Here is a 16,921-nt window from a genome sequence, read left to right as displayed (position 1 = left end):
CGCCACGGCGAGGAGGATCCATGCGCCCATTGACCGAGGACGACGTGCGTGCGGTGTTCGTGAACGCCGGTCCCGACGACCTGAGGCTCGTGTCCGTGCCCGCTGACTTCATGCTCACGGATTGGGACCACCTCGATTTCTTCGCGTGGCGCGATCCGCGCAACCGCGGCCGCGGCTACGTCATCGCGGAGGTCGACGGCCGCCCGACGGGAGTCGTGCTGCGTGCCTCCGAGGGCAGTTCGCGCGCCCGGTCGGCGATGTGCAACCTCTGCCACACGATGCAGCCCGCCGACCAGGTCGCGCTGTTCACGGCGCGCAAGGCGGGTACCGCCGGTTCGCTGGGCGACAGCATCGGCACCTACATCTGCCGCGACCTGTCGTGCCACGAGAATGTCCGGCTCGCTGCGCCCCTCGCGCCGAGCGAGATCCGCGCGAGCGTCGACATGAAGATCGACGGCACCCGCCGCCGGATCGAGGCCTTCGTCGAGCGCGTGCTCGAGGGGGCCGCGGCATGAGCGGCAGAGTCGTCGTCGTCGGCGATGCGCTGATCGACGAGCTGCGCGACGATTCGGGCGTCCGCGAGTTCGTCGGGGGTGCGGCGCTCAACGTGGCCGTCGGGCTGTCGCGCCTGGGCGTCTCCGCGGCGCTCATCGCGATGGTGGGGGAGGACGAAGCCGGCGACCACATCCGCTCGTATCTCGCGGACTTCGGCGTCGAGCTGATCGCGACGACGGGTCCGCATGGGTCGTCGCGGGCCGTCAGCACCCGCAGCGGCGGCGGCGAGCCGGAGTACGTCTTCAACGAGGCCGCGAAGAAGCGCCGCATCCGCTTCGGCGACGCCGAACGCGCGGCCATCGCCCAAGCCCCTCTCGTCGCGGTCAGCTGCTTCCCGTTCGACGACGTCGCGCAGACCCTCGAGTTCGAGCAGGCGGTTCAGGATGCCGGCTCCCGCCTCGCGATCGACCCCAACCCGCGCTCGGGCATGATGTCGGACCGCGCCGAGTTCGTCCGCGGCTTCGAGAGCCTCGCGGCCGGCGCCGCCCTCGTGAAGGTCGGCGAGGACGACGCGACGCTCCTCTACGGCGAGCCGCTGGACGCGCTGCGCGCGCGGCTCGTCGACCTGGGGGTACGGGCCGTGCTCGCGACGCAGGGGTCGGCGGGGGCAGCCATCGAAGCGGGGATGGATGTCGTGACCCGCCCCATCTCGTCGCTCCCGGGCCGCATCGTCGACACGATGGGCGCGGGCGACGCCGCCTTCGCGACGGCCATCGCGGGGCTGCTGGAGGGCACGCCGGATGACGCCGACGCGTGGGGAGCACTGCTGGAGCGGGCGATGGATGTCGCGGCGGCGACCTGCCGGTTCGAGGGGGCGCTCCTGCGTCTGCCGTCCGCCGTCGAGGGCATCGATCTCGACCGCATCGGCACCTGATCCGCGCGCGGAACACGCCGGTTTCCCGGCGTCGCGGAGCCGATTTCTGGCCGCCGGGGTTGGAGGGTAATATTGCTGATCGCGCCTCCGGTCGACTGAGAAAGCCGGGCGGGTGCGCACTGGCGAGTTACCCAAGCGGCCAAAGGGATCTGACTGTAAATCAGCCGTCTTAGACTTCGGGGGTTCGAATCCCTCACTCGCCACGCACCTGAGAAGGCCCCCTGACCGGGGCCTTCTTGCGTTTCACCACGCGTTGCGAGGGTCGATAACGGACGGTCTCCCGGCTAGCGTGGGCGTGACGATCCCTCGACGAGGAGGCTCTGTGCCCGACGACTCCGCCCCCGTGGCCCTCGCCGTCGACATCGGCGGAACGAAAGTCGACGCCGCCCTCGTCACGCACGACGGCCGCGTGCTGCCCGGCACGACGGTGCGTCGCCCGACGGGCCGCGCCTCGAGCCGCGAGCAGATCGCGGACTCGATCACCGAGGCCGCGGCATCCGCCCTCGCACACCTGACCGGCGAGCAGCGCCTCCTCGGGATCGGCATCGGATCGGCCGGCCCCGTCGACCTGCCGCACGGCGTGGTCTCGCCGCTCAATCTCCCGAACGCCCGCGGGTTGGCGGTCGTCGAGCTCCTCGGTGGCCTCGCGCCGCACGTGCCGGTGCGGCTCGCCCTGGACGGCACGTGCATCGCGCTCGCCGAGCACTGGCTCGGTGCGCTCGCCGGCTGCCGCACGGGACTCGCGATGGTCGTGTCGACGGGCATCGGCGGCGGCTTCATCGCGAACGACCAGCCCGTGACGGGCGCGTCGGGCAATGCGGGACACATCGGCCAGATCCGCATCGACGCCGCCGCCGATGGCGATCCGTTCGCGGGCACCGTCGAGGCGATCGGCTCGGGCACGGCGACCGTCGCGTGGGCGCGGGCACAGGGCTGGCCCGGCGCGAGCGGCGAGGAACTCGCCGCGGCCTACCGCTCCGGCGACGACATCGCGATCCGCGCCGTGCATCGGTCGGCGGATGCCGTGGGCCGGGCGATCGCGACGGCGGCGACCCTGTTCGATCTCGAGGCGGCCGCCATCGCGGGCGGGTTCGTGAACGTGGCGGACGACTACATCGATCTCGTCCGCGCCGCCGCCGAGCGGTCGGCCGTGCTGCCCTACGCGAAGGCCGTGCGGGTGGAGCGCTCCTCCCTCGGCGGAGACGGACCGCTGCTGGGCGCCGCCGCGCTTGTGCTGCGCGGCTGAGCCGAGCGCGGTTCACGAACCCACGACGCCGGGAGCGCGGCATCCGTCCCCGGAACGAACCGACCCTCTCCCCGATGGGCCTCGCGTGCCAGGATGGGCGTGCGGGCGGGGGCCCGCGGAAAGGGGAGTGACCATGACCGCGCCCGAGCACCCGCCGACCGGCTCCGCCGACTCGAAGCTCATCCGCATCTCACTGTGGGTCGCAATCGGGGCGCTGATCGTCGCCGCGATCGTCTGCGTCATCTGGGTGCTCATCGGCACCGACAACGGCGTGGTCGGCCGCGCGTTCCTCACGGTCCTCCTCCTCGCCGCCTTCGCGGGCGCCGCGCTCCTCGACGCACGCCTGGCTCCGCGCCGGCCGGCGTGGTTCGCCCTCGCAAGCATGGTGACGTGGGTGCTGTGCCTCCTCTTCGGGGCCATCCTCATCTGGCTGCCGGCGCCGGGCTGGTACTACTTCGACGGGTTCGGCCGGTTCGTCTCGTTCCTCCTGATCGTCCTGATCCTGCTGCTCGCGCTGCTGCACGCGCGCCTGATGATCAAGGCGCATCAGCGCCACGTCACCACGTTCACCCGCGTCGTGACGATCATCACGATCGTGCTCGTCGTCGTCCTCGCGGCCATGCTCGTCATCCCGCTCGCGTTCCACGACTACTTCACGTACGACGACCCGTACTGGCGTGCCGTCGTCGCGATCGCGATCCTCGCGGCCGTAGGAACGGCGCTCGTGCCCCTCGTCAATGCGCTGTTCGCACCTCGGCAGCCCGTCGCGCGCCGCTACGCCGCGTACGCGCCGCAGCCCGGCCCGGTCGTACCGCAGGCATGGCCGACGTATGCCGACGGCGTCACGCCGCTGCCCGTCATGCCCGACGGGCAGCCGGATTGGAACGCGTACTACACGGGGTATCCGTCGACGGTCGCGCAAGCGATCGCGCCGGTTCCGCCGGTCGCACCGGTGGCGCCGACGCACGACTCGGGATACCCCACCTGGCAGGCGCCGGGGGCGCCGGGCGGCTGGCCCGGACCCGGCCCACACCCGACCGCGGCCGGCGCGTCGGGCCCCGACGGCTCGGGATACGAGGGCTATCCGCCTCCGCCGCCCCTCCCGCCCCGGGTCTGAAACCCGACCTTCACATCGGCCGGCGCCCGCAGGCTCGCCCTTTGAGGCGGCCGCCCACGTCCGGCGCGGCAGCGCGCCACCGCTCAGCCGAGCAGCTCCAGCGCCGCCATCGCGGCGTTCTGCCCGCCGAGGCCGCTCACCGCGCCGCCGCGCACGGCGCCCGACCCGCACACCAGCACACAATCGTGCGCCGTCGCGACGCCCCACCGCCGCGCCGGCGAGTCCAGAGGGTCGTCGTCGCGGGCCCACGGCCACGAGAGCGGCCCGTGGAAGATGTCGCCGCCGACCATGCCGAGCGAGTCCTCGAGGTCGGCGGTCGTCCGCGCCTCGATGCACGCGCTCCCGTCGGGCGCCTCGTAGACGCAGTTCGCGATCGGCTCGGCGAGCACGGAGTCGAGCGATGCCTGGGCCGCCTGCAGCAGCGCGGAGCGCGCGGCATCCTGATCCTGATCCACGACGAGCCGGTGCGGCACCTGCAGTCCGAAGAGCGTCAGCGTCTGCGCGCCCGACGCCCGCAGCTCGGGGCCGAGGATCGACGGGTCGGTCAGCGAATGGCAGTAGATCTCGGCGGGGAGGGGGTTCGGGATGCCGCCGCTCGTCGCCTGCGCGAACGCGTCGTCGAGCTGGGTCAGCGTCTCGTTGATGTGGAACGTGCCGGCGAAGGCGACCTCGGGCGAGACCGTGGCGTCGCGGAGCCGGGGGAGACGCCGCAGCAGCATGTTGATCTTGACCTGCGCGCCCTCCGGCCGCGCCGGCGGGGCGGGCGTCGGCGCCCCGCCCGCCGCGAGGAGTGCGTCGAGCACCGCCGGGCCGACGCCGCTCAGCACGAGCCGGCCGGTGATGCTTCCACCGCCCTCGAGGGTGACCACGCCGTCGGGTGAGAGCGCCTCGGCCTCGACGTTCGTGCGCACGTCGGCCCCGGCATCCCGAGCCGCTCGCTCGAGCTCCGCCGTCACGCGACCCATGCCGCCGACGGGCACGTCCCAATCGCCGGTCCCGCCGCCGATCACGTGATAGAGGAAGCAGCGGTTCTGCCGAAGCGCCTCGTCGCCGGAGTGCGAGAACGTGCCGATGAGGGCGTCGGTGAAGGCGATGCCACGGGCGAGGTCGCTCGCGAGCGACGAGTGCAGCAGCGCTCCGAGCGGCTCTTCTGCGATCGCCGCCCACAGGCCGTCGTCGCCGAGCCGCTCGCGCAGGTCGCGGGCGCGGGGGAGCGGCTCCGTCATCGTCGGGAAGATCGTGCGCCCGAGCGGCGCGATCCGACGGGAGAAGGCGGCGAAGCGCTGCGCCTCGCCGGGATCGCCCGTCGTGCGGGCGAACGAGTCGGCGGTGGCCGCGGCATCCATCGTGTCGACGAGGATGCCGCGGGAGGGGTCTGCCGGATCGGGCGTGTAAGAGGAGTAGCGGCGGCGGCGGAGGTCGATCTGCAGCCCGAGGTCGTCGATGACGCGGCGCGGCAGCAGGCTCACGAGATAGGAGTAGCGCGAGAGGCGGGCGTCCACCCCGTCCCACGGCCGTTCCGACACGGCGGCTCCGCCCACGTGGTCGAGCCGCTCGAGCACGACGACGTCCTTGCCGGCGCGGGCGAGATAGGCGGCGGCGACAAGGCTGTTGTGGCCGCCCCCGATGATCACGACGTCGTGGATGCGGGAGTCCATCCGCCCACGCTAGCCGGGCCGCGGCATCTGGTGATCCCCGCCGGAGGGCAACCGTCGGCTCGCCCGCGGCGATAGCGTGGACGCATGCCGTCTGCACAGGATCTGGAGGCGCTCGCCTGCGACATCGCTCGCGAGGCCGGGGAGCTCGCCCGCAGTCGTCGCCGGGAAGGCGTCGAGATCGCGGCGACCAAGTCGCACCTCGCCGACATCGTCACGGAGGCCGATCGCGAGGTCGAGCAGCTCGTCCGCGCGCGTCTGTCGGCGGAGCGGCCCGACGACGGCTTCCTCGGCGAGGAGTCGGGCGCGCAGCGCGGCACGAGCGACATCACGTGGGTCGTCGACCCGATCGACGGCACCGTCAACTACGCCTACGGCATCCCGTCGTACGCCGTGAGCATCGCGGCGATCGCGGGCGACCCGAATCCTGCCGAATGGGAACGCGTGGCGGCCGCCGTCTTCAACCCCGCCTCGGGGGAGCTCTTCCACGCCGCGCGCGACCACGGCGCGTGGCTCGGCGAAGAGCGCCTCACCGTCAACATCGAGATCCCGCCCGCAGGCGCCCTCGTCGCCACGGGGTTCGGGTACCGGCCCGAGACGCACGCCGGCGATCTCGCCCGGCTCGCGCGGGTCATGCCTCTCGCGCGCGACATCCGCCGCATCGGCGCCGCCTCGCTCGACCTCGCGTTCGTCGCCGCAGGGCGCATCGACGCGTACTTCGAGCGCGGCCTGCAGCCGTGGGACCACGCCGCAGGCGGGCTCCTCGTCACCGAGGCCGGCGGGATGATGGGCGTTCTTCCGCCCGATGCCCACGACCGCGCGCTCATCATCGCGGCCGGTCCCGAACTGTACGAGAAGATCCAGACGCTTGCGGCAGACTGAGAGGCGGCTGCCGCCGTCGCCTGGCGCTTTCACGGGTGATCGCGTATAGCTGATATATCGGACACGCGCCGCCCCTTGACATGGCTTTCTCAGGTGTATCGGGGTAGGGTTTATCCGATCGTTACTTTCGCCGCCCGAACGGCGAGGTGATCAGAAGCCCGAAGTACGCCCTCCGTTGTTCCACGCGAGCGACTCCGACCCGAGAGCCCCCGCCTTTTGCCTTTTGACGCCCCGATGGCTGAGCCAGCGCGCACGCGCCGATCCAGTCGCCCCTCCGCAACGCCTGCCTCGCAGGCCGCTGCAGAGACCTCGGAGTCCCTGGTGAGTCGGCGCGACGCCCGCGCCCAGCGATCGGCCTCTGCGCAGCGCACCGTCTGGTCGGTGGTCGGCGCTTCCGTCGCTTCCGACCCCATCGCCGCCGATGCCCCCGTCCTCGAGCCGGTGATCGCCGATGCAGCGGTCGCGTCCGACCCGATCCCCGCCGATGCTCCGGTGCTCGAAGCTCCCGTCGTCGAGGCGCCCGTCGCCTCCGACCCGATTCCCGCGGGTGCTCCCGTTCTCGAGGCGAGCGCGATCTCCGAGCAGATTCCGTCGGAGCCGCAGGATGCCGAGTCCCCGGCGCCCGCTGCGCCGATGACGCGCGCGAGCCGTCGCATCCGCACGCGTCCGACGCCGGTCATCGACGACACCTTCGAGGCTTCAGCGACGCCCGACGCGTCCGCCGCGCCGGCCGCGCCCGAGGCTTCCGCACACACCGTCCCCACCGCGGCGATCGCGTGGGCTGCCGCAGCAGCGGCCGCCGCTGCCGCCGTGCAGGGCGGCAGCGTCGCCACCACCGAGGCTCCGCACAGTGCCGACGAGCCCTTCGAGCTCCTCGAGCCGGCGGACGTCCCCGCGCCGGTCGACGAGGCCGAGTCGGTCGAAGAAGCGCCTGCCGAGGCATCCGATGTCGACGAGTTCGAAGCCGCCGCCCGTCTCTTCGCGTTCACCGGCGAGACGCCCGTCCAGTCGCAGACCGCGCCCGAGCCCGACGTCGAGGTTGAGCCCGAGCCGGCCGCAGCGACGCACGTCGCCCCCCGCCGCGGGCGCCGCATCGGCCGCCAGGTCGCCACGGCCTCGTTCTCGGTCGGCGTCATGGGAATCGTCGGCCTGCTGACCGTCGGCATGACCACGCCCGCCGATGCGGTGGCCGCCGTGACCGGCACCGAGCCGACGTCGCTCGTCGCGGCGAAGGGCTCCGGCCTCGATGCAGACTCGAACGACATCCAGGCCTACGTCGCCCCCGAGGGCATCGAGAACGTCGCGCTCGACCGCAACGAGAACTACTCGACCGTGTCGATGGGCGAGCTCGCTGCCGAAGAAGGCATCACCAACTACTCGAACTTCTACGTCAACGACCCCAATGCCGCGATCCAGTGGCCCTTCAAGGTCGGCGTAGGGATCACGTTCGGCTTCGGCATGCGCGACGGCCGCATGCACGAGGGAGCGGACTTCGTGCCCGGCCAGGGGGCCGACGTGCAGGCGATCGCGGACGGCACCGTTCGCATCGCGACGAACAGCGGCGGCGCGTACGGCGTGACCGTCGTGATCGACCACATCATCGACGGCCAGCTGGTCTCGAGCCGCTACGCGCACATGCTCTACGGCTCGCTGAAGGTCAAGGTCGGCGATCACGTGACGGTCGGCACGATCCTCGGCAACACGGGAAACACGGGCCGCTCGTTCGGTGCGCACACCCACTTCGAGATCCTGCAGAACGGCACGACCGCGATCGACCCGATCGTCTGGCTGCGCGCGAACGCGGGCCGCTACGACCTCGGCTGATCCCGAGCCGGATCGCGCGCTGCGACTCGCCCACAGGGTCGCCACGATTAAGACGGATGCCTCGGCTCTGGTATCCTCGTCTAGTTGCCCGCATGCGGGCAGCACGCCCCGATAGCTCAGTGGCAGAGCACTTCCATGGTAAGGAAGGGGTCGTCAGTTCAATCCTGACTCGGGGCTCGCAGCATCCGGTTTCGTGACCGACGGATGCGGTGCGGCAGGGTAGCTCAGTTGGTGAGAGCGCACGACTCATAATCGTGAGGTCGCGGGTTCAAGCCCCGCTCCTGCTACAGATCGAAACCCCCGGATTTCCGGGGGTTTTGTCGTGTCTGACCCGTGCTTGCCGCGTGCTCACCCCCTCGAAAGGCCCACGCTGCGAGCGAGGCACCTTCTCGAGCCGATGCACTGACCCTACTCGTAGCGGAGTGACTCGACGGGGTCGGCGCGTGCGGCGCGCGCCGCCGGAAGCGTGCCGGCGAGGAACGCGATCAGCATGACGACGATGATGATGCCGGCGACGGAGAGCGGGTCGAAGGCGATGAGCGTGAGGCCGGGCAGGTCCGCGAGGATCGAGCTGGAGAGTGCCGAGCTCAGCGCGCTGCCCGCGAGCATGGCGACGGCCACTCCGATGGCGCTGCCGAGGAACCCGATGAAGGCGGCTTCGAGGCTGAACAGGCTGAACACCCGCCCGTTGCCCATGCCCATCGCCTTCATGAGGCCGATCTCGCGCGTGCGCTCCTGCACCGACATATAGAGGGTGTTCACGATGCCGAAGCTCGCCGCGAGCAGGGCGATGATCGCGAATGCGTTGAGCACGAGCACGATCCCGTCGATCACGGTCTTGAACAGCCCGAGCTGGTCGGAGACCGTGGAGCCGGTGTAGCCGGCGTCGGACAGGCGGTCCTTCAGGGCCTGGACGTCCTCGTCCGTGAACCCCGGGCCGAAGAACACGCTGGCCTGCGCGTATCGCTCGACGTCCTCGGCGGGCAGGCCGATGCTCTGCGCCTCGAAGAGCTCGTCGCTGAGGGCCGCGTTCGGCACGATCGCGGCGCCGCTCGGAGAGGCGAGGCCCTCTTCGGCGATGCCGACGACGGTCGCGTCGACGAGATGCTGGGTGCGCTCGGCATCCGTGATCGCCAGGGTGACCGTCTGCCCGATCGCGCTCTCGGGGTCTCCGAGGCCCAGCGGTTCGACGAACGCGACCGGCAGCACGAGCTGCGGCTCCGTGGCATCGTCGTCGGGTTCGCCCCCCGACTCGAGCGGGATCGTCTGGCCGGCGATGAGGCTCCCGACGCCGATGACGTACTTCGTGCCGTCGCCTGCCTGGATGTAGTCGGGTCGTATCGAGCGTGTCGGCACGACGTCGGTGACGCCCTCGATCCCGGCGATCGTGTCGAGGTCTTCGGGGGTGAGGGCGACGACGGTCGTTCCGGGAGGGCCGGGCTGGCCGCTGGCGATGGCATCCGGGTTGTATTCGACCGGTTCGGTGGCATCGACTCCGGTCGCGCCTTCGGGTGTCGTCGTGACCGTCATGACGTCGGAGGCGCCGATCGATGTGACGGTGTCGTCGATGAAGGCGTTGATCCCGGTGCCGAGCCCGCTCGTGAGAGTGAGGGTGAAGGCGCCGACGAAGATCGCAAGGATCGTGAGGATCGTACGGGTCTTGGAGCGGAAGGTGTTCGAGACGGCAGAGCCGATCAGGTCGCCGGTTCTCATGCCGCCACTGCCGCGGAGTCCTCGACCAGCAGGCCGTCGCGGATGAACAGGCGTCGGTCGCAGCGGGCAGCGAGCTCTTCGTCGTGCGTGACGACGATCAGCGTGATGCCGTTCTCGCGGTTGAGTGAGAACAGGATGTCCTCCACGACCGCGCCGGTGGCGGTGTCGAGGCTGCCCGTGGGCTCGTCGGCGAGGATGATGCGCGGGTTGTTCACGAGCGCGCGGGCGATGACGGTGCGCTGCTTCTGTCCACCCGAGAGATCGACCGCCTTGTTCTTGGCCTTGTCGCCGAGCTCGAGCTGCTCGAGCGCGGCATGACCAAGACGGCGGCGCTCGGAGGGACCGATCCCCGCGATCTTCAGCGGCAGGATCACGTTCTCGAGCACGGTCGAGTTCCCGGTGAGGAAGAACTGCTGGAACACGAACCCGAACGTCTTGTTGCGGGTGCGGTTGAGGCGGCTTCCACGCAGGGTCGAGGTGTCGACGCCCTCGAGTTCGACTGTGCCCGACGAGGGGGCGTCGAGAAGGGCGAGGATGTGCATCAGCGTGGACTTACCCGAGCCGCTCTTGCCGATGATCGCGACACTTTCGCCTTCGCGGATGTCGAAGCTCACCCCCTTCAGCGCGTCGAAGCGGTTCTGACCGCGGCCATAGGACTTGCACACGTCCCGGACCGAGATGATCGGCATGTTCATGGCTCTCCTGGTTGCGAGTGACGTCCTCGATGGTAGGCAGCTCGGGTGAGTATTCGCTAGATAAACTAGTGAAAATTTCAAGAGACACAGAGGTTGCATTGCCCCATCCGCCGCCTCCCGGTCGCTTTTCGGCCCACGCAGGATGACGTTCGTATGTTCGGAGAGGCGGAGCCATGCGGCGCGTAGAGTCCCGTCTGTGGAGATGACGGCGGATGTGTGCATCGCGGGTGGTGGGCCTGCCGGCATCATCCTCGGCCTGCTGCTTGCGCGCGAGGGCGTGGAGGTCGTGGTGCTCGAGAAGCACGACGACTTCTTCCGCGACTTCCGCGGCGACACCGTGCATCCGAGCACGCTGAACCTCATCGACGCGCTGGGTCTGCGCGCGGGCTTCGATGCTGTCGCCCATACACCGCTCCCCAGACTCGATGTCGTCATCAACAGGGTGCGGCTGCACGCGATCGATTGCCGCACCCTGCCGGCGCCCAACCGCTTCATCACCCTCATGCCCCAGGGCGACCTCCTCGATCTGCTCTCGGCGGCGGCTGCCCGCTACCCCTCGTTCCACTTGCGGATGGGGGCGAAGGTCACCGACGTGATCCGTCGCGATGGGCGCGTTCGGGGGGTGAGGGCGAGGACTGCCGACGGCGATCTCGAAGTGTCGGCGGCACTCACCATCGCGGCCGACGGCCGTGATTCGACCGTCCGCGAGAGTCTCGGCATCCGGACGCGCGCCTACGGCGTTCCGGTCGACGTGCTGTGGTTCCGGATGCCGCGTCCCACCGCGCCGCTGCCCGACACGCTGCTGTGGGTCGACGCGGATTCGTTCCTCATCACGATCCCCCGCCCCGGGTATCTGCAGTGCGGACTTCTCATCGAGAAGGGGACGATCGACCGGGTTCGCGCGGCGGGACTCGAAGCCTTCCGAGCGCGCATCGCGAGCGCCGCGCCCCGCATCGCGGAGGTCGTCTCCCGGATCGATTCCTGGGACGACGTCAAGCTGCTGTCCGTGCAGATCGATCGCCTCGAACGGTGGTGGATGCCGGGTGCGCTGTGTCTCGGCGATGCCGCGCACGCGATGTCGCCTGCGTTCGGGGTCGGGATCAACTACGCGATCCAGGATGCTGTCGCCGCCGCCCGACGGATCGTTCCGGCGCTCGCCGTCGACGACCGCGAGGCCGCGCTCGATAGAGCGTGCGCGGCCGTGCAGCGCCGCCGCGCGCGGCCGACCGCGCTCATGCAGGCATTGCAGCGCCTCTTGCACCGCACGATCGCGTCGGGTCGCGGCATCCGTCTTCTTCACAATCCGCCGACGCGTCGCGAGCGCGCGGCGCTGCGGCTGATCATCCCCATCGTGCGTCCGATCGGCGCGCGGGTGATCGGCTATGGATTCCGCCCCGAACGCCTCTGACCCCTCTCGACACCGGGTTTGCTCACCCGCCCACCGGGTCAGGCGCGGGCCCGTCGACGCCGAGTTGCCACATCATGTGGCATCTCGGCATCGAGTTGCCACATCATGTGGCAACTGGCGCCGCGGCAATGATCCGGCCTCCGCCGTCAGGGGACTTCGGCCGCCGCGGCCGACGCCGAAGGCCCCGCGTGCGGCCCCGCTCCCTCGGCGAGCAGCTGTTCGACCTCTTCATCGGACGTCTGTGCGAACTCCTGGTACGCCGAGCCGACCGCGGAGAAGTCCTCGGGCTGCGACACGCAGATCACCTCGTCGGCGTCGTCCGCCACGCGCTGCGCGACGTCGGGCGGCCCGACGGGCGCGGCGAGCACGATGCGCGACGCTCCGAGAGCCCGCGCCACCCGGCATGCGGCGCGGGCCGTGGAACCTGTCGCGATTCCGTCGTCGACGAGGATGACGACGCGGCCCTGGAGGGACACCCGGGCTCGGTCGCCGCGATACCGGGCCACGCGTCGCTCCAGCTCGGCGCGCTCCCGCTGTTCGACCCTGTCCACCTCGCGCGGCTGCACGCCGGTGATGCGCAGGATGTGGTCATCGACGACGCGGACGCCGTTCTCGCCGATCGCGCCCATCGCGAGCTCCGGCTGATCGGGAACGCCGAGCTTTCGCACTACGATGACATCGAGTGGCGCACTCAGGGCGGCGGCGACTTCGAACGCCACCGGGACCCCTCCGCGCGGGAGACCCAGCACCACGGGGTGCTCGGCGGCGAACGGGCTCAACCGGGCCGCGAGAAGCCGGCCCGCCTCCGTGCGATCTCGAAATGCCGCCTGCATGTCACACTCCCTCGCCGGTCCGTCGTCGGGGGACCCGAAGCCCCTCTCCGTTTTATCGGCGTCCCCCGGCCTCCGGTATCCCCCTTGGCCGGTGCCTCACGGATTGCCGAGCGTCCAGAGCAGGAGGACGGCCACGGCCTGGAGCACGAGGCTGGTCGACAGCGACCAGATCCGCCGCCGCCGCGTGGACGAGAGCCGCTCGTCGGCGAGCAGTGGTGCGAGGGGCAGGAGGAGCCGCGCGAGGGACTGCGTCGGCAGGAACACGGCGAACAGGAAGAGCGCGTAGCTCAACGCGAAGCCGACGACCTCGAGCCCGAGCCGCCGCACCGGTCTCGACACGATCCACCACAAGACCGCCGCAAGCAGTGCGAGAGCCAGGAGCACCCCGAGTGGTCCCAGCCAGGTCCACCCCATGACGATTCCCGGCACGAACGGGATGAGGTGCCCTTCGCCGAGGAAGGGCACCCACCACGCCATCTCGGTCTGCACGTAGGCACCGGGCACGCCAGTGACGGCGTCGGCGATCACGGGCCACATGAGGCCCGCGATCGCGATGGAAAGCCCCGACGCGACGAGCGCGACGATTTCCGCGGCGGGCATCGGATCGCGACGGCGGTTGAGCAGGCGACCGAGGAGAAGGATGCCGAGGCTCAGTGCCAGCGCGAGCGCTCCGGGTCGCGTGAACGCGGCGAGGATCCCGACAGGGGCGATCAGGAGGTATCGCCGCCGCACGGCGAGCAGCAGCGCCGAGAAGACGCACAGAAGGAACAATGACTCGGCGTACCCGAGCACGAAGACGAACGACAGCGGACCGAGCGAGAAGAGGACGACCGCCCACCACGCGGCGCGCTCTGTCGTGACGTGTCGCAGCAGCGCGTACAGGACGACGGTCGCCGCGCCCGATGCCACCACGCTGATGAGCACCCCCGCGAGCTGCCACGACACCCCGGTCGCGCTGGCCAGCACGCGCTCGAAGAAGGGGAATGCCGGCAGGAACGCCCAGTTGTTGAGGGCGACACCGCCCTGATCGTCGATGGGGAGCGTCAGCGGATAGCCCCACGAGGCGATCGCGCCGTAGCGGGCGGCGTCCCAGCCGGAGAGGAAGTTCACGAACGTCGTCGCCTGGGCGCCGTCCGGCCCGAAGGGCCAGTGGCCGAGCCTCGACGCCGCATATGCGAGGGCGAGGAGCACCAGGTTCACGGCACGCCCTGCGAACCAGACCAGTGCGACGGGCAGCACCCAGCCGCGCTCCAGCGGAGTGACCCCGGGATGCGGGGCGAGCAGGTCGGCCGCGCTCGCCGTCATCCGGCTGCGCAACCGGGAGAGGGTGGAGGACCCCACCCGGATCTCGTCAGTGGTGTCGCTCACACGTGATCCCTGAGTTCTGCGCGGCGTGCACCCGCGCTGTCATCGTCTCCGTCCCGGACGAGGCGCCCGTCCGGACGTCCTCGGCTACGGGTGGCCGTGGTCGACGACGGCCTCCTCGGCATCCGCCTCCGCCGCGGCGCCCTCCTCCGGGGACTCCGAGCCTGACTCGGCCGCCGTGGGGTCAGCGCCCCGCGGCTCGTCCTTCTGTCCGCCCTCTTCGCGATCGCTGGTGCTCATCGATGTCCCCCTTTGTTGTCGGCGTTTGCCGGCGTCCAGATCAACGGTCCTCGGAGCGACCGATCCTCGCCACGGGGTTGACAGCGGATCCTGGTCCGGCACGGCCCGCCCCAGTCCATTCCCGCGGCCGGCCCTGCACTCAGCGCGGCTCGGCGCGCGGGGTGTGGTGCGGGATCGGCTCCGGGCGCTGGGCCCGCGAAGGCGGCTCTTCGAGTGGTGCGGGCGACGAGGCATCCGCCGCGAAAGGCTGCACCGGATCGGCGCGGCCCTCGGTCTTCGCGAACCGCCGGCCCGTCACGGTATGAGCCGTGATGCGGATGACGAAGTGCTTCGCGGTGGGACTCCAGGAGCTGAGCCGCTCGATGCCGCTCGCGCGGATCTCGGCGTCGCTCGTGACGCGCTCGGCCGGCCCGCGGGCCACGACGCTCCACCGTTCGTCTTCGTTGTCGCCGTCGATCTCGAACGCCACCGCGGGGTGGTGGGCGATGTGCAGCAGCTTGCTGTCGCGCGCGGTGCGCACGTACAGCGAGCCCTCGTGCGCGACGTAGTTCACCGGGAAGACGTCGGGCGTGCCGTCCTCGCGGACGACCGCCAGCCGCCCGAGCGCGGTCTGCTGCAGCCGCATCCAGCACTGCGCCGCGTCGAGGTGGTCGACGCGGCGCGCGGTCGGTACCGTCTCGTGACCGTGAGCTCGACTCATCGCCACACGCCTTCTTCCTGCACCGCCTCCGTTCTACTCCCATCGTGCGCGCGGCGCACCCGGCGGCCCACGCAGCGGGAGGCTAGCGTGGAGCCCCCACGTGATCGAAGGAGCCCGATGACGGACGTGCCGATCGAGACGTCGCTCATGCGCACCTACCGCTACGTGCGGATCGGGATCGCGGCAATCGTGCTGGTCATCGGGGTCGCCGTGGGGTTCGCGATCCGCGAGGTCGGGGTGCTGCCCTCGATCAGCGCGTACTTCTACTCGCCGGCGCACAATGCCTTCGTGGGAGCTCTCGTCGCGGCATCCTTCGGCCTCTTCGCCCTCTCGGGGCGCGGTGTCGAGCGCAATCTGCTCGACGCGGCCGCCCTTCTCGCGCCGATCATCGCGGTCGTGCCGACGCCGATGCAGCCGGGCGGCATCCCGGGGTTCGCAGCCACCTGCCCGGGCGACACGACCTGCGTCCCCCTCGAAGTGCGCGCGGGTGTCGGCAACGATGTCGCGACGTACCTCGTCGTGGGTGCCGTGCTGGTGGTCGTCGCGCTCGGGATCCGCAGACGGCAGCGCCTCGCGTGGCGGCAGATCGCAGCATCCGTCCTCGTCACCACAGCAGTGCTGCTGGTCGTCTGCCTCACCTGGACGTTCGCACGCGACGCGTTCCTCGCGTTCGGGCACTTCGTCGCGACAGGCCTGTTCTTCCTCGTGATCGCGGCCGTCGCGGTGTGGAACGCGTTCCCGCACGCGACCGATCCGCGGTGGGTGCAACCCTCGCGGGCGCTCGCCGTCACGAACATCGTCATCGCGACGGCGCTCGTCATCGACATGATCGTGCTGGTCGTGCTCGTCGCGCGGGGGGAGATTCCGGATGCCCCGCCCCCGCCGGTCTTCGCGTGCGAGTTCATCGCGCTGGGCCTTTTCGCCGCGTTCTGGATCCTGCAGTCGGCGCAGAAGTGGCGCGATCCCGACCCGAGCCTCGTCGGAGCGCGACTGTCGTGAGCCCGGTCAGCGGGCACCCGCGGACACGGCCCGTCGCGAGACCCGCGAGTAGGGTTGCCGTATGAGTTCTCCTCCTCCCGGCTGGTACGACGACGGACGCGGAGCCCAGCGGTGGTGGGACGGAACTCAGTGGACCGAGCACACGCAGGCGTCCGCGAACACGCCGGTGCCGGCGAGCCCCCAGGTGCCCGCCGATCCGTATTCGCAGACGGATGACGCGTCCCTCGGTCTGGGCGCTCCCACCTACGCCTCCGCGGCCGGTGTTCCCGGCGCCAGGGTTGCCGATGCCGGCCCGCTCGGCGGTCCTCCGCCGCGGAAGAAGTCGAACCTCTGGATCGTCTGGGTCGTGATCGGGGTCTTCGTGCTCGGCCTCGTCATCACGGCGATCGTCCTCATTCCCATGCTCCTCGCCGGCGCTCTGGGCGCCGGCGGCGCCCAGCCCGCGAACGATGACGAGAAGTCCGCGGTGCACGCCGTCGAGCTCTACGACGACGCGTGGAGCGAAGTCGACTGCGACAAGTTCTTCGCCGCCACGACGGAGGCGTTCCGCGCGCAGATCGACCTTCAGGAGTGCGCCGCGTTCGAGAGCCAGGCGCAGGCCTTCGGCGAGTCGACCGATCAGTACGACCTGAGCGTGACGGGCATCACCCGCGACGGCGGCACCATCACGGTCGCGACGACCGAGACCTATCAGGCGCTGACCGACGACGACAATCAGCCTCTCGCCACGCCGGAGCCGACCGAAGTCCACTACGAGTACTACGTCGTCGCGGACGGCGATCACTGGGCCATCGACGACGCGGCCTCCGACTGAC

16 protein-coding genes and 3 tRNA genes are annotated in these 16,921 nt (G+C 70.7%); 12 read left to right on the top strand and 7 right to left on the bottom strand.

Annotation, left to right across the window (positions count from 1 at the left end; translation table 11 throughout):
- The first annotated feature begins 20 nt into the window (after positions 1-20).
- From ACSBPH_RS06675 to ACSBPH_RS06655, 5 genes are all read left to right on the top strand, one after another.
- Complete coding sequence (locus ACSBPH_RS06675) at positions 21-515, top strand: FBP domain-containing protein (protein WP_442576809.1); 495 nt, start codon at positions 21-23, stop codon at positions 513-515.
- Positions 512-1,429 carry a PfkB family carbohydrate kinase gene (locus tag ACSBPH_RS06670; protein WP_442576808.1) on the top strand — a complete coding sequence of 306 codons (918 nt, stop codon included), beginning with the start codon at positions 512-514 and terminating at the stop codon, positions 1,427-1,429. Before ACSBPH_RS06675 ends, ACSBPH_RS06670 begins: the two co-directional genes overlap by 4 nt.
- Before the next feature lie 121 nt (positions 1,430-1,550).
- Positions 1,551-1,632 (top strand) — tRNA-Tyr (locus ACSBPH_RS06665).
- A gap of 119 nt (positions 1,633-1,751) precedes the next feature.
- Positions 1,752-2,675 (top strand): ROK family protein, encoded by a 924-nt coding sequence (locus tag ACSBPH_RS06660; protein WP_442576807.1) that lies wholly within the window; start codon positions 1,752-1,754, stop codon positions 2,673-2,675.
- 133 nt (positions 2,676-2,808) lie between these two features.
- Positions 2,809-3,792: a hypothetical protein gene (locus ACSBPH_RS06655; RefSeq protein WP_442576806.1), complete on the top strand. Its 984-nt coding sequence runs from the start codon at positions 2,809-2,811 to the stop codon at positions 3,790-3,792.
- A gap of 83 nt (positions 3,793-3,875) precedes the next feature.
- On the opposite strand, the gene ACSBPH_RS06650 is transcribed toward ACSBPH_RS06655, so the two are convergent.
- Complete coding sequence (locus ACSBPH_RS06650) at positions 3,876-5,450, bottom strand: phytoene desaturase family protein (RefSeq protein ID WP_442576805.1); 1,575 nt, start codon at positions 5,448-5,450, stop codon at positions 3,876-3,878.
- Between the two features lie 84 nt (positions 5,451-5,534).
- Between ACSBPH_RS06650 and ACSBPH_RS06645 the strand changes: the two genes are divergently transcribed.
- The 4 genes from ACSBPH_RS06645 (at position 5,535) to ACSBPH_RS06630 (ending at position 8,440) form a co-directional block, all read left to right on the top strand.
- Positions 5,535-6,329: an inositol monophosphatase family protein gene (locus tag ACSBPH_RS06645; protein WP_442576804.1), complete on the top strand. Its 795-nt coding sequence runs from the start codon at positions 5,535-5,537 to the stop codon at positions 6,327-6,329.
- Between the two features lie 321 nt (positions 6,330-6,650).
- The gene (locus tag ACSBPH_RS06640) at positions 6,651-8,153 is read left to right on the top strand and encodes a peptidoglycan DD-metalloendopeptidase family protein (RefSeq protein WP_442576803.1); all 1,503 of its coding nucleotides are present in this window, start codon (positions 6,651-6,653) and stop codon (positions 8,151-8,153) included.
- 105 nt (positions 8,154-8,258) lie between these two features.
- Positions 8,259-8,330: transfer RNA gene (locus tag ACSBPH_RS06635), tRNA-Thr, on the top strand.
- A gap of 36 nt (positions 8,331-8,366) precedes the next feature.
- Positions 8,367-8,440: transfer RNA gene (locus ACSBPH_RS06630), tRNA-Met, on the top strand.
- Between the two features lie 121 nt (positions 8,441-8,561).
- On the opposite strand, the gene ACSBPH_RS06625 is transcribed toward ACSBPH_RS06630, so the two are convergent.
- Positions 8,562-9,866, bottom strand: coding sequence for an ABC transporter permease (locus ACSBPH_RS06625; RefSeq protein WP_442576802.1), 1,305 nt, complete (start codon positions 9,864-9,866; stop codon positions 8,562-8,564).
- Positions 9,863-10,561, bottom strand: a complete 699-nt coding sequence (locus tag ACSBPH_RS06620) for an ABC transporter ATP-binding protein (RefSeq protein ID WP_442576801.1) — start codon at positions 10,559-10,561, stop codon at positions 9,863-9,865. Before ACSBPH_RS06620 ends, ACSBPH_RS06625 begins: the two co-directional genes overlap by 4 nt.
- A 202-nt stretch (positions 10,562-10,763) precedes the next feature.
- Here ACSBPH_RS06620 and ACSBPH_RS06615 point away from each other — a divergent pair, with 202 nt between their 5' ends.
- Positions 10,764-11,969, top strand: coding sequence for an FAD-dependent oxidoreductase (locus ACSBPH_RS06615; RefSeq protein WP_442577254.1), 1,206 nt, complete (start codon positions 10,764-10,766; stop codon positions 11,967-11,969).
- Positions 11,970-12,115: 146 nt separating this feature from the next.
- Here the strand turns inward: ACSBPH_RS06615 and ACSBPH_RS06610 are convergent, their stop codons facing one another.
- From ACSBPH_RS06610 to ACSBPH_RS06595, 4 genes are all read right to left on the bottom strand, one after another.
- The gene (locus tag ACSBPH_RS06610; protein ID WP_442576800.1) at positions 12,116-12,802 is read right to left on the bottom strand and encodes a phosphoribosyltransferase; all 687 of its coding nucleotides are present in this window, start codon (positions 12,800-12,802) and stop codon (positions 12,116-12,118) included.
- 96 nt (positions 12,803-12,898) lie between these two features.
- A complete protein-coding gene (locus ACSBPH_RS06605; protein WP_442576799.1) occupies positions 12,899-14,170 on the bottom strand; it encodes a hypothetical protein in 1,272 nt (423 codons plus the stop codon).
- Between the two features lie 84 nt (positions 14,171-14,254).
- The gene (locus ACSBPH_RS06600; protein WP_442576798.1) at positions 14,255-14,407 is read right to left on the bottom strand and encodes a hypothetical protein; all 153 of its coding nucleotides are present in this window, start codon (positions 14,405-14,407) and stop codon (positions 14,255-14,257) included.
- A gap of 139 nt (positions 14,408-14,546) precedes the next feature.
- Entirely contained in the window at positions 14,547-15,107 is a 561-nt protein-coding gene (locus tag ACSBPH_RS06595; RefSeq protein ID WP_442576797.1) for a pyridoxamine 5'-phosphate oxidase family protein, read from the bottom strand.
- Positions 15,108-15,224: 117 nt separating this feature from the next.
- On the opposite strand from ACSBPH_RS06595, the gene ACSBPH_RS06590 reads away from it, so the two are divergent.
- Both ACSBPH_RS06590 and ACSBPH_RS06585 read left to right on the top strand, forming a co-directional pair.
- A complete protein-coding gene (locus ACSBPH_RS06590; protein ID WP_442576796.1) occupies positions 15,225-16,106 on the top strand; it encodes a hypothetical protein in 882 nt (293 codons plus the stop codon).
- 61 nt (positions 16,107-16,167) lie between these two features.
- On the top strand, positions 16,168-16,920 hold the full coding sequence (locus tag ACSBPH_RS06585; protein ID WP_442576795.1) for a DUF2510 domain-containing protein: 753 nt from the start codon (positions 16,168-16,170) through the stop codon (positions 16,918-16,920).
- Position 16,921: the final 1 nt, after the last annotated feature.

This window comes from Microbacterium sp. F51-2R (genome assembly GCF_052180235.1).
Classification (GTDB): domain Bacteria; phylum Actinomycetota; class Actinomycetes; order Actinomycetales; family Microbacteriaceae; genus Microbacterium.
The sequence above is the reverse complement of the archived record's forward strand: the minus strand, read 5'-3'. Positions and strand labels throughout refer to the sequence as shown.